The organism is Paracoccus zhejiangensis, from assembly GCF_002847445.1.
In the GTDB taxonomy this organism is placed as follows: Bacteria; Pseudomonadota; Alphaproteobacteria; order Rhodobacterales; family Rhodobacteraceae; genus Paracoccus; species Paracoccus zhejiangensis.
Map to the genome: position 1 here is coordinate 877,647 of NZ_CP025430.1, position 12,537 is coordinate 890,183.

Genomic DNA, 12,537 nt, shown 5'->3' on the forward strand with positions numbered 1-12,537 from the left:
TCAGAGGCCGAGCAGCTGGCGAATGTCCTGCGGGCTCGCGCCATCTTCCCGATAGTGGCGAATGGCGCGCGCGTCGTCACGCTTGGCCAGCCGCTTGCCGGCATCGTCGCGGATCAGGCGATGATGGTGATAGAGCGGCGTCGGCAGCCCCAGCAGCTTCTGCAGCAGCACATGGATCCAGGTGGAATCGAAAAGGTCCTTGCCGCGCGTCACCAGCGTAATCCCCTGCGCCGCATCATCCACCACCACCGCGAGGTGATAGGACGTTCCCATGCCGCGCCGGGACAGGATCACATCGCCGATGCCATCAAGGAACTGGTCGCGGGTCAGGACGTGATCCTCGCCGAGCAGGATCTCGCGGTCGCGGAAAGCGAGGCGATGGGTCCCCAGTGCCTCGAAGGCGCGCGCCACATCGAGCCGGATCACGTCTTCCTCGCCCACATCGGACATGGGGCGATGGCGGCAGGTCCCGGGATAGATCAGCCCGTCAGGGCCAGCGGGCAGCGCGCCTTCCTGCGGGGCTGACAGCGCCGCACGGATATCGCCGCGCCGGCAGCGGCAGGGATAGGTGAGCGGCGAAAGTTGGGTCAGCGCGTCCTGATAGGCGGCCATGCGGTCGGACTGGCGCATCACCGGCTGTTGCCAGTCGAGGCCCAGCCATTGCAGGTCGTCATAAATTGCCGTCTCGAACTCTGCCTTGCAGCGCTCGCGGTCGATATCCTCTATGCGCAGCAAGAACTGCCCCGGCCCGGCCTCGCGCTGCGCCACCAGCGCCGCATAGGCATGGCCCAGATGCAAGAGACCCGTGGGCGAGGGGGCGAAGCGGGTTACTGCGCCGCCAGCCATGCGCGGAAGTCGTCCTTGGCGCGGTTGGTATAGGCCGGATAGCGGTCCTTGCGGCCCTTGCGGCCGCCGCGCATCTCGTCAAGCGGCGGGAAGAGGCCGAAATTTACGTTCATCGGCTGGAAGGTCTTGGCCTCGGCGCCGCCGGTGATGTGATGGATCAGCGCGCCCATGGCGGTATTGCCCGAGGGCGGCGCGAGATCGGCACCCTTGGCCTCGGCGGCGGCCATGCGTCCGGCCAGAAGCCCCATTGCCGCGCTTTCGACATAGCCCTCGACCCCGGTGACCTGCCCGGCAAAGCGAAGGTTCGGCCGCGCGCGCAGGCGCATCCGGTCGTCGAGCAGCGTCGGCGAATTGAGGAAGGAATTGCGGTGGATGCCGCCGAGCCGGGCAAAGCTGGCATTCTGCAGCCCCGGGATCATCCGGAACACCTCGGTCTGCGCGCCGTATTTCATCTTGGTCTGAAATCCGACGATATTATAAAGCGTCCCCAAGGCGTTATCCCGGCGAAGCTGGACGACGGCATAGGCCTTTTCGGTCGGGTTATGGGCATTTGTCAGCCCGACCGGCTTCATCGGCCCGTGGCGCAGGGTTTCGCGCCCGCGCTCGGCCATCACCTCGATCGGCAGGCAGCCATCGAAATAGCCCGCTGTTTCGCCCTCGCGGAACTCGGTCTTGTCGGCGGCCAGCAGCGCGTCGATGAAGGCCTCGTATTCGGGCTTGGTCATCGGGCAGTTGATATAGGCGCGCTGTTCGGCCTCGGTCTCGCCCTTGTCATAGCGGCTCTGCTCCCAGGCCACCGACATGTCGATGGTCTCGGCATGGACGATGGGGGCGATGGCGTCGAAAAAGGCCAGCGCCTCGGTCCCGGTCAGCCCGCGGATCGAGCCCGCCAGCGCGTCCGAGGTCAGCGGTCCGGTGGCGACGATCCAGTTGCCGCTGTCGGGCAGGTCGCGGATCTCGCCCGGCACGATCTTGACCAGCGGTTCGGCCCTCAGCGCCTCGGTCACGGCGGCGGAAAAGGCGTCGCGGTCGACGGCCAGCGCGCCACCGGCGGGCAGGCGGTGGCGGTCGGCCATGGACATGATCAGCCCACCCGCCGCGCGCATTTCCCAATGCAGCTGGCCCACGGCGTTCATCTCGTCATCATCGGATCGAAAGCTGTTCGAGCAGACCATCTCGGCGCAATCGCCGGTCTTGTGGGCGAAGGTTTCCACCTGCGGGCGCATCTCGTGCAGCACCACGGGCACGCCGGCGCGGGCGATCTGCCAGGCGGCTTCCGAGCCTGCCAATCCGGCGCCGATGATGTGAACGGGGTCCATGGGGCATCCTTCGATCTGCTTGCGGGTCAGGTAGCAATGCGGATCACGCATCGCAAGCCTGCCAAAATCAAAACGGGCGGTCCCGTGATGGGCCGCCCGTTTCCGTCCGACGGTCTCCGCAGAAGCTGCGGGAACCGATTATTCGGCGGTTTCCTCGGCTTCGTCCGAAGCTTCTTCCGCATCATCACCGCCCGAACGCAGCGCCGAGGGTGCGGCGATGTTGGCGATGGCGAAGTTGCGGTCGATGGTCGGCTTCGAACCGGCCGGCAGGGTGATGTCGTTGACATGGATGCCGTCGCCGACTTCCAGACCGCTCAGGTCGACGGTGACGTGATCGGGAATGTCACCCGCGGTCACGATCAACTCGATCTCGTTGCGAACCGTCACCAGCGTGCCGCCCTTGCGCAGGCCGGGGCACTTGTCCTGGTTGATGAATTCGACCGGGATGAACAGGTTCACTTTCGAGGTGCGACGCAGGCGCATGAAGTCGATATGCGTCGGCAGGTCCTTCACCACGTCCTTCTGGACGCCGCGGCAGATGACGCGAACGTCGTCCTGGCCCTCGACCTTCAGGTTCCACAGGGTGGACATGAAGCGACCGGCGCGCAGCTGGGTCAGAAGGGTGTTGAAGTCGAACTGGACGGCGACCGGGTCCTTGTGGTCACCATAGACGATACCGGGCACCTTGCCGTTACGGCGAGCTTGACGGGCGGCCCCCTTGCCTGACCCCGTGCGTGCCTCGGCCACCAGATCAGGGATCTCTTTGGCCATTGCTTTATTCCTTACATTGACGTTATCGCGGCCGTCCTCCAAGGGTGCACGACCGAAGCCGGGCCTATAGCGCGGCGGCGTCTGTTTGAAAAGGTTGAAAATGGGCTTTCTGGGTGATCTTCGCGATTCGCGCGCGCCGGCCGCAGGTCTGGTCGCCATTGGCTTGTTCTGGGGTGCTTTCGCAGGCTGGCTGCCCGATATCAAGAGCCGCACCGGTGTCTCGGATGCAGAGTTCGGCGCGCTGATGATGCTGTCGGCGGTGGGCGGCATGACCGCGATGTCGCTGGCGCCGCGCTTGCGCAACCATTTCGGCCACGGTCTTCTGCCCGCGAGCGGCCTCGCGGTGGCCGTTGTGGCGCTGTTCCCGGCGTGGATCGCGTCGCGGTGGGAGCTGGGGCTGGTGCTGCTGCTTCTGGGCATGACCATGTCCTTCTGCGACATCCTCTCGAACATCCGCATCTCGGAAATCGAGGCGCGGGTGGGGCATTCGCTGATGAACCTGAACCACGCGCTGTTTTCCTTCGCGCTGGCGTTGTCGGCCGGCCTGATGGGCGTGGCGCGGCAACTGGGCGTCAGCCATGGCGTGACCGTCATCGTGGTTGCGCTGGCGATCTTCGCGCTGGTGCCGCTGATGCGCCGCCGCCGCCCGCGTCTGGCCGATCACGAGGAAGACGGGGCCAAGGGTGGCATCGCCGCGCCTTGGCTGATCGTGCTGCCGGGCGCCGCGATCCTGTGGCTGTGCTTCCTGGCCGAGAACGGCACCGAAAGCTGGGCCGCCATCCATATCGAACGCACGCTGGAGGCCGAGGGCGGGCTGGGCGCCTTCGGTCCCGCCATGTTTGCCCTGTCGATGGGTATCGCGCGGATGGCCGGGCAATGGCTGGCGGTGATGCTGGGCGAGGTGCGGCTGATCGCGGTCTCGGTCATCTTCGCCACCATCGGCGCGCTGCTTCTGGCCTTCGCGCCGGGGCTGGGGCTGGCACTGGTCGGCGCCGCTGCGCTGGGGCTGGGCGTCGCCGTCGTCGTGCCGACCGCCAACAGCCTGATCGGGCGCACCGTGCCGCACAGCCAGCGCGCCAGCGCCATCGCGCGGGCCTGGATGATCGGCTTTACCGGCTTCTTCATCGGCCCGCCGGTCATGGGCCTGGTCAGCGAGAACCTTGGCCTGCGCGTGGCCTTCGGGTTGATCGCCGTGCTGGTCGCGGCGATCTTGCCCTGTCTCTGGCTTCTGGCGCAGCGCCTGCGCCGGGTCGAGGCTCAGGCCTGAGGAACTGTCAGCCCGTTCAGCCGCGTGACCGCCGCGTCGGTCAGCGGCTGCGGGCGGCGGGTCTCCTCGTTCATCTGCACCAGCACGGTCGTGGCGTCGGCGACGCAGCGGCCATGCTGGAACAGCGCCTGACGAAGCGTCATGGAACTGCGCCCGACCGAAAGGACACCCGTGCCGATATCGACATTGCCGGGCCACGTGACCTCGGCCAGATAGTCAAGCTCCAGCCGGGCGATGACGAAGACCGAACCGGGCGCGTTCAAGGCCGTCTCGCCGGCCAGCAGGAAGTCGACCCGGCCGGTTTCCAGCATGGTGCTGAACACGGCATTGTTCACATGGCCAAGACGGTCGGTATCGGAATAGCGCAGCTTTTCAAAGGACTGCAGCGGGAAGTCCGACAGGGCGGGCGGCTCGCGCCGGGCCGCCGCCATCAGCTGTAGGTCCCGCTGAAGCCCTGCGGCAGCAGGACATCATGGCGGCCGATGTTCTTCACGTCACGCTCGCCACACAGCGCCATGGTGATGTCCAGCTCCTTGTGGATCACCTCCAGCGCCTTGGTCACGCCGGCCTCGCCCATGGCGCCAAGCCCGTGGATGAAGGCGCGCCCGATCCAGGTCGCGTGCGCCCCCAGTGCCAGCGCCTTCAGCACGTCCTGGCCCGAGCGGATGCCGCTATCCAAGTGGATCTCGACCTTGTCGCCCACTGCCTCGACGATCTCGGGCAGCATGCGGATGGAGCTCAGCGCACCGTCCAGCTGCCGCCCGCCGTGGTTCGAGACAACGATCGCATCCGCGCCGAAATCGGCGGCGATGCGCGCATCCTCGGCATCCAGAATGCCCTTCAGGATCAGCTTGCCGCCCCACATGTCGCGGATCTTGGCGACCTTGTCCCAGTCAAGCTGCGGATCGAACTGCTCGGAGGTCCAACTGGACAGGCTCGACATGTCGCCCACGCCCTTGGCATGGCCGACGATGTTGCCAAAGCTGCGCCGCTTGGTGCCCAGCATCCCCAGACCCCAGCGCCAGCGGGTCGCCAGATCCATCATCACCGGCAGCGTCAGCTTGGGCGGGGCGGAGAGGCCGTTCTTCAGGTCCTTGTGCCGCTGGCCGAGGATCTGCAGGTCCAGCGTCAGGACCAGCGCGCTGCAGTTGGCCTGCTTGGCGCGGGCGATCATGTTGGCAAGGAAATCCTGATCCTTCATGACATAAAGCTGGAACATGAAGGGTTTGGTGGTGTTTTCGGCCACATCCTCGATCGAGCAGATTGACATGGTCGAGAGGCAGAAGGGCACGCCGAATTTCTCGGCCGCCTTGGCCGCCAAGATCTCGCCATCGGCGTGCTGCATCCCGGTCATGCCGACCGGGGCAAGGCCCACGGGCATCTTCACCGGCAAGCCGACCATGGTGCTTTCGGTTGTGCGGTTGGTCATGTCCACCGCCACCTTCTGGCGCAGGCGGATATCGGCGAAATCCGTGGTGTTCTCGCGGAAGGTCTGTTCGGTATAGCTGCCCGATTCCGCGTAATCGTAGAACATCCGGGGCGTGCGGGCGCGGTGCAGGCGCTTGAGGTCCTCGATACAGGTGATCACGGGCATGGAAATCGATCCTTAGGGAGCGGGTTGTGGGCAATCGGGCGCGGTGCTGCCGGTGGGGCAGGCCGCGTCGCCTTCAGTGGTCTGGTTGCGCAGCGCCTCGGCGCGGCGGCGCAGGTCGGCGGCGCGGGCGCTCAGCGCGGCGTTGTCGACCGGATCGGGAATGGCGTCCGCCGCATTGCGGGTGACGGAACCCTGTCCCTCGACCGCATTGCGCACCGGCGCATCGCTGGTCGCGGCGGGTTCGGCATGGTCGGGCAGGGTGGGCTCGGCCAGGATCTGCTGGGTCGGCAAGAGGCGCGGATAATCCTCCGATCCATCGGTGCAACCGGCCAGAAGGCCAAGCGAGATCAGGGTAAGGGCGCGCAACATGGCGGCACCTTACGCTGGCCGTCGGGGGTTCACAACGGGGCCGCGCCGCAGCATTAAGGGGCATGGCACGTACACAAGGTTCCCGCGCAGAGATTACCGGACCGCTGATCCGCGAGGCGGCGCTGCGCCTGTTCGCGCGGCACGGCTATGCCGCGGTCTCGATGCGACAAATCGCCCGCGAGGTCGGCGTGCAGGCCGGCGCGCTTTACGCCTATACCCCCGACAAGCAGGCACTGCTGTTCGACCTGATGCAGTCGCATATGGCGCGGCTGCTGGACAGTTGGCGGGACGATCCCGCCGCCCCGCCGCTGGCGCGGCTGGAGCGCTTCGTGCGCTTCCACATCGCCGACAGCCTTGACCACAGCGACGCGGTTTTCCTGTCCTACATGGAGTTGCGCAACCTGACCGAAGAAAACTATCGCCAGATCAGCAATATGCGGCGGAAATATGAGTCCGGACTTGAACTGATCCTGCGCGACGGGCAGGCCTCTGGCGCGATGCAGGTCGAGGATAGCCGGCTCAGCGCCATGGCGCTGATCGGGATGCTGACGGCGGTGACGAACTGGTACCGCGCCGGTGGCCGGCTGGACCGCGAGCGGATCGGCGATGTCTATTGGGGACTGGCCAAGGGCTCGGTGGGCGCGTGAGGCGCGAAAAACTTGCCGTGCCGGTCCTGTTTGGGGCTGCGCCCCGGGGATGGCTTCGCTAGATAGCGCCAACAGCGCCTGCGGATGACGCGGGGGCAAGCGAGGGGGAAATGCGAATGGGCGTCGATATCCTGTGTCTGGGCGAGCCGATGATGGAGTTCAACCAGCAGCCCGATGGCAGCTATCGCGCCGGCCATGGCGGTGACACCGCCAATTGCGCCGTGGCCGCGGCGCGGCAGGGTGCGCGGGTGGGGATGCTGACCCATCTGGGCAAGGACAGCTTTGGCGATTCGTTCCTGCGGCTCTGGGAGGCCGAGGGCGTCGATACCTCGACCGTTCGGCAGGTGGCCGAGGCCCATACCGGCATCTATTTCGTCACCCATGGCCCGGCCGGGCATGAATTCAGCTATCTGCGCGCCGGTTCGGCGGCGAGCCGGATGGGGCCGGCCGATCTGCCGCAGGACGCGCTGACGGCGACGAAAATCCTGCATGTCTCGGGCATCAGCCAGGCGATCTCGACCAGCGCGGCAGATGCGGTCTTTGCGGCCATGGCGGCGGTGAAGGCGGCGGGCGGCATGGTCTCCTATGACAGCAACTTGCGGCTGAAGCTTTGGCCACTGACGCGGGCGCGGGCGGTGATCCATGCCGGCATGGCGGAATGCGATATCGCGCTGCCGGGGATGGACGATGCCGAGCAACTGACCGGGCTCAGCGATCCCGATGCCATCGCCGATTTCTACCTCGGTCTCGGGGCGAAGATCGTGGCGCTGACGCTGGGGGCGCAGGGCTCGCTGGTTGCCACGCCGGAGCGGCGCGAGCGGGTGGCCGGGCGCAAGGTCAAGGCGGTGGACGCAACCGGAGCGGGCGACACCTATGACGGCGCCTTCCTCGCGCGGATCGCGGCGGGGGATGATCCCTTCGCAGCCGCCCGCTATGCCAATGCGGCGGCGGCGCTGGCGACGCAGAATTACGGCGCCATCGAGCCGATGCCGCGGCGCGAGGCAGTCGAGGTGTTTCTGGCCAGCGCCGACTGAGCCGCAGCCAGCGGCGGCTGTGCAGAGCCTGCAGCGGGGGCGGAGACATCCGCGCCCGCGTGCCCGATTTGCCCCCCTTGCCTGCGCCCGTCCGGGTCCCGATAATTAGGCCATGAGTCTGCCTCCCGGTTTTCTAGACGAGCTGCGCAACCGCGTGCCGATCTCCCGTGTCATCGGGCGGCGCGTGGTTTGGGATCAGCGCAAGTCCAACCAGGCGCGCGGCGACTGGTGGGCGCCTTGCCCGTTCCATCAGGAGAAATCCGCCAGCTTCCATTGCGACGACCAGAAGGGGTTTTACTACTGCTTCGGCTGTCAGGCCAAAGGCGATGCGCTGACCTTCCTGCGCGAGTTGGACGGGCTCGACTTCATGGATGCGGTGAAGGTGCTGGCGAACGAGGCCGGGCTGGCCGTGCCCGAGGCCGATCCCCGCGCGCGCGAACGCACCGATCACCGCAGCAAGCTGTTCGAGGTGACCGAGGCAGCGAATCGCTGGTACCGGATGCAGCTGCAGACCGCACAGGCCGCCGAGGCGCGCGACTATCTGGCGCGGCGCGGGCTGGATGCGGCGGCGATCGAACGCTTCGAGATCGGTTTTGCCCCCGACCAGCGGACCGCGCTGACCGCGCATCTGCGCGAGAAGGGCATTCCCGAGGCGCTGATCGTCGAATCCGGCATGTCGATCCAGCCCGAGGGCGGACGCCCGCCCTATGACCGCTTCCGCGGCCGGATCATGTTCCCGATCCGCGACCTGCGCGACAAGCTGGTGGGCTTTGGCGGGCGGGCGCTGGCGGCGGATGCGCAGGCCAAATACCTCAACAGCACCCAGAACCCTTTGTTCGACAAGGGCCGCAATCTCTACAATGGCGGACCGGCGCGCTCGGCCGTGGCCAAGGGCGCGCCGCTGTTGGTGGCTGAGGGCTATATGGACGTGATCGCGCTGGAGCGCGCGGGCTTTCAAGGTGCGGTGGCGCCGCTTGGCACGGCGATCACCGAGGATCAGTTGCAGATGCTGTGGCGGATCACGCCCGAGCCGGTGATCATGCTGGATGGCGACAAGGCCGGGCAGGCGGCGGCCATGCGGCTGATCGATCTGGCGCTGCCGATGACCGGGCCGGGGCAGGCGCTGCGCTTTGCCGTGCTGCCGCCGGGGCAGGATCCTGACGATCTGATCCGTGCGCAGGGGCCGGGGGCGATGACCGAGGTTCTGGCGCAGGCCCGGCCGCTGGTCGATCTCTTGTGGCAGCGCGAGACCGAGGGCAAGGTGTTCGACAGCCCCGAGCGGCGGGCGGCGCTGGATCAGGCGCTGCGTCAGGCCATCGCCCGAATCGCCGACGAATCGACCCGCGCCCATTACGCCGCCGTCATCCGCGACAAGCGGTCAGAGCTTTTCGGGGCCGCCCGCGCGGCAAAAGGTGATCGCGCCGGGCAGGGCGGCCGCAAGGGCGGTGGCTGGCAGGGCGACCGCAAGGGCCGTTCGGGCTCGGAGCCGGCGCTTGCCCAGACACGTGCCTCGGTCTTCGTCAGCCGCGATGCCGGCGAGGCCATTCTGGAGGGCGAGATCCTCTTGCGCTGCGGCATGGCCCCGACGCTGGTCGAGCGGATCGAGGCGCGGCTGGAACGGATGATGCCCGCCGATCCCGACCGCGCCGCGCTGCTGCATGACCTTCTGGCCGGCAGCCGCAGCGAGGCCGGGGCCCGCGCCCTTGACAGCCTTCGGGCCGACGCCCATCTGGGCCTGATCCCGGCGATGGTCGACCCCGAGGATCTGGAGAAATCCGAGGCGATCCTGAACCACACGCTGGACCGGCTGGACGCAAGGCGGGCGGCGCGGACCGAACTGGTGCGGGCCGAGGCCGAGATCACCGGCGAGGCCGATGAGGGCCTGACCTGGCGGGTCACGCAGATCACCCGTGCGCGGCAGCGAGCCGAGCACCCCGAGATGGAGGATAGCTCGGATCTGGGCGAGGACCGCGACGAGCTGTCGGCACAGCTCAACGCCTTCGTTGCCGCGGAGATTTGGCGCAAAGGCCGCAAATAGGCCGGACCCGCCACCCCGATTGCCGATTCGCCCGCTGATTCGGCGGGATGATTCGGGATCAACGAATCATTAACCCTTGCGCCCTTTGATTCGGGTGTTTCGGGCCTTATATACACGAATTGACCGACTCGTGATTCGCCGAGCACGAATCACTGCGCCTCGAGAAGGAGCCCCTGGATGGCCGCCAAGGACGACGACGACCAGAAGAACGACAAGGACGACAACGCCCATACGCTGGACATGAGCCAGGCGGCGGTGAAGAAGATGATCGCTGATGCGCGCGAGCGCGGCTTCATCACCTATGATCAGTTGAACACCGTGCTGCCGCCCGAGCAGGTCAGTTCCGAGCAGATCGAAGATGTCATGTCGATGCTGTCCGAGATGGGCATCAACGTGATCGAGGACGAGGACGAGGCCGAGGAGGCCGAGGCCAGCGGTGGCGAACTGGCCACCACCAGCACCACCGGCCGCGAGGTGGCGCTGGCCAGCGCCTCGACCGAGAAGCTGGACCGCACCGACGATCCGGTGCGCATGTATCTGCGCGAGATGGGTTCGGTCGAACTCCTGAGCCGCGAGGGCGAGATCGCCATCGCCAAGCGCATCGAGGCCGGTCGCAACACCATGATCGCGGGCCTCTGCGAAAGCCCCCTGACCTTCAAGGCCATCACCATGTGGCGGCAGGAACTTCTGGACGAAGACATCCTGCTGCGCGACGTGATCGACCTCGAGACCACCTTCGGCCAGTCGCTGGACGGCGACGGCGAGGGCGAGGAGGACGAGGAAGAGCTGACCGAGCAACCCGCCGCCGAGAAGGAATCCGAGCAGGAGCTGGATGCCGATGGTCGCCCGCTGGCCTCGGACGAGGATGACGAGGATGACGGCGCCAACCTGTCGCTGGCGGCGATGGAAGCGGCGCTGAAGCCCAAGGTTCTGGAAACCCTCGGCGCGATCGCCCGCGATTACGAGATGCTGGCCAACATGCAGGACCAGCGCATGTCCTCGACCCTGAACGAGGACAAGAGCTTCTCCTCCGTGGACGAGACCGCCTACCAGAAGCTGCGCGGCGAAATCGTGTTGCTGGTGAACGAGCTGCACCTGCACAACAACCGCATCGAGGCGCTGGTCGACCAGCTTTACGGCATCAACCGCCGCATCGTGACCATCGACTCGGGCATGGTGAAGCTGGCCGATGCCGCACGGATCAACCGCCGCGAGTTCATCGACGCCTATCGCGGCTCGGAACTGGACCCGGCCTGGGTCGACCGGATGATGAGCCAGTCGGGTCGTGGCTGGCAGGCGCTGTTCGATCGCTCGCGCGACCAGGTGGAACGGCTGCGCGGCGATATGGCCGAGGTCGGCCAATATGTCGGCGTCGACATCGAGGAATTCCGCCGCATCGTGAACCAGGTCCAGCGCGGCGAGAAAGAGGCGCGTCAGGCCAAGAAGGAAATGGTCGAGGCGAACCTGCGCCTGGTCATCTCGATTGCCAAGAAATACACGAACCGTGGCCTGCAATTCCTTGATCTCATTCAGGAAGGCAATATCGGCCTGATGAAGGCCGTGGACAAGTTCGAGTATCGCCGCGGCTACAAGTTCTCGACCTACGCGACCTGGTGGATCCGGCAGGCGATCACGCGTTCGATCGCCGACCAGGCTCGGACCATCCGTATCCCGGTCCACATGATCGAGACGATCAACAAGCTGGTGCGCACCGGCCGGCAGATGCTGCACGAGATCGGCCGCGAGCCGACGCCGGAAGAACTGGCCGAAAAGCTGCAGATGCCGCTGGAAAAGGTTCGCAAGGTGATGAAGATCGCCAAGGAACCGATCAGCCTCGAAACCCCCATCGGCGACGAGGAGGACAGCCAGCTTGGCGATTTCATCGAGGACAAGAACGCCGTCCTGCCGCTGGATTCGGCCATTCAGGAGAACCTGAAGGAAACCACGACCCGGGTTCTGGCCAGCCTCACCCCGCGCGAGGAGCGGGTTCTGCGGATGCGTTTCGGCATCGGCATGAACACCGACCATACGCTGGAAGAGGTCGGCCAGCAGTTCAGCGTCACCCGCGAGCGGATCCGGCAGATCGAGGCCAAGGCGCTGAGAAAGCTGAAACATCCCTCGCGCAGCAGAAAGCTGAGATCCTTCCTTGACCAGTGAGCACGGGCCCGAGGACGGGCTGACGCATTTTCTCTATCGCAGCAATGCTCGGGCCAATTTCACTGCCGAGGATTTGCGGACCATCGTCGCCGAGGCCCGCAACCGCAATTCAAGTTGCGGTGTCACCGGCTGCCTGCATTTCGAGGATGGGCTGTTCTTTCAATGGCTCGAGGGTCCGAAGATCGCGCTGGACATGATCATCGCGCTGATCCGCAATGATCCCCGCCACGAGGACATGACCGATCTGTCCTATGGCCCGCTGACGGCCCGGCGCTTTGCCGACTGGTCGATGCGTGCGACCGACCGGCATCGTGCCTCGCTGCTCGACTGGTTTGCCTCGAACCAGGTCTCGACCATCGACCGCATCGCCTATGCGGGCAGCGTCTCGGCCTTCCTGGTGGCGATCAGCGTCTGATCCCGGTGGGGTGAACTGATCAGGCCCGGTCGCGCAGGCGGCCGGGCTTTTTTGTGGGTTTCATTAATCCTGACCGCAAC

Annotated in this window: 12 protein-coding genes; 6 read left to right on the plus strand and 6 right to left on the minus strand. The window is 66.3% G+C overall.

All coding sequences use genetic code 11. From position 1 onward, the window contains the following. The 3 genes from gluQRS to CX676_RS04430 all read right to left on the minus strand — a co-directional run bounded on the left by gluQRS (nt 1) and on the right by CX676_RS04430 (nt 2,936). Nucleotides 1–846, minus strand: a complete 846-nt coding sequence (gene gluQRS / locus CX676_RS04420) for a tRNA glutamyl-Q(34) synthetase GluQRS (RefSeq protein WP_101751545.1) — start codon at nt 844–846, stop codon at nt 1–3. Next, nucleotides 828–2,165: a methylenetetrahydrofolate--tRNA-(uracil(54)-C(5))-methyltransferase (FADH(2)-oxidizing) TrmFO gene (trmFO, locus tag CX676_RS04425; RefSeq protein ID WP_101754134.1), complete on the minus strand. Its 1,338-nt coding sequence runs from the start codon at nt 2,163–2,165 to the stop codon at nt 828–830. Before trmFO ends, gluQRS begins: the two co-directional genes overlap by 19 nt. Before the next feature lie 138 nt (nt 2,166–2,303). After that, nucleotides 2,304–2,936, minus strand: a complete 633-nt coding sequence (locus tag CX676_RS04430) for a 50S ribosomal protein L25/general stress protein Ctc (protein WP_101751546.1) — start codon at nt 2,934–2,936, stop codon at nt 2,304–2,306. 100 nt (nt 2,937–3,036) lie between these two features. Between CX676_RS04430 and CX676_RS04435 the strand changes: the two genes are divergently transcribed. After that, the gene (locus tag CX676_RS04435; protein ID WP_101751547.1) at nt 3,037–4,203 is read left to right on the plus strand and encodes an MFS transporter; all 1,167 of its coding nucleotides are present in this window, start codon (nt 3,037–3,039) and stop codon (nt 4,201–4,203) included. Here CX676_RS04435 and CX676_RS04440 read toward each other — a convergent pair. From CX676_RS04440 to CX676_RS04450, 3 genes are read right to left on the minus strand one after another with little or no spacing between them, the layout of a single operon-like run. Then, a complete protein-coding gene (locus CX676_RS04440) occupies nt 4,194–4,634 on the minus strand; it encodes an acyl-CoA thioesterase (protein WP_101751548.1) in 441 nt (146 codons plus the stop codon). The genes CX676_RS04435 and CX676_RS04440 overlap by 10 nt on opposite strands. After that, entirely contained in the window at nt 4,634–5,797 is a 1,164-nt protein-coding gene (locus CX676_RS04445; protein ID WP_101751549.1) for an alpha-hydroxy acid oxidase, read from the minus strand. The genes CX676_RS04440 and CX676_RS04445 overlap by 1 nt, the downstream gene beginning before the upstream one ends. A gap of 12 nt (nt 5,798–5,809) precedes the next feature. Continuing rightward, nucleotides 5,810–6,166: a hypothetical protein gene (locus CX676_RS04450; protein WP_101751550.1), complete on the minus strand. Its 357-nt coding sequence runs from the start codon at nt 6,164–6,166 to the stop codon at nt 5,810–5,812. A 62-nt stretch (nt 6,167–6,228) separates the two neighbouring features. Between CX676_RS04450 and CX676_RS04455 the strand changes: the two genes are divergently transcribed. The 5 genes from CX676_RS04455 (at nt 6,229) to CX676_RS04475 (ending at nt 12,457) form a co-directional block, all read left to right on the plus strand. Continuing rightward, a complete protein-coding gene (locus CX676_RS04455) occupies nt 6,229–6,813 on the plus strand; it encodes a TetR/AcrR family transcriptional regulator (protein ID WP_101751551.1) in 585 nt (194 codons plus the stop codon). A 116-nt stretch (nt 6,814–6,929) separates the two neighbouring features. Next, nucleotides 6,930–7,847 carry a sugar kinase gene (locus CX676_RS04460; protein WP_332872944.1) on the plus strand — a complete coding sequence of 306 codons (918 nt, stop codon included), beginning with the start codon at nt 6,930–6,932 and terminating at the stop codon, nt 7,845–7,847. Between the two features lie 112 nt (nt 7,848–7,959). Further along, complete coding sequence (gene dnaG / locus CX676_RS04465) at nt 7,960–9,885, plus strand: DNA primase (RefSeq protein WP_101751553.1); 1,926 nt, start codon at nt 7,960–7,962, stop codon at nt 9,883–9,885. A 177-nt stretch (nt 9,886–10,062) separates the two neighbouring features. After that, a complete protein-coding gene (gene rpoD / locus CX676_RS04470) occupies nt 10,063–12,042 on the plus strand; it encodes an RNA polymerase sigma factor RpoD (protein WP_101751554.1) in 1,980 nt (659 codons plus the stop codon). Continuing rightward, nucleotides 12,032–12,457, plus strand: coding sequence for a BLUF domain-containing protein (locus CX676_RS04475; protein ID WP_101751555.1), 426 nt, complete (start codon nt 12,032–12,034; stop codon nt 12,455–12,457). Before rpoD ends, CX676_RS04475 begins: the two co-directional genes overlap by 11 nt. Nucleotides 12,458–12,537 lie beyond the last annotated feature (80 nt).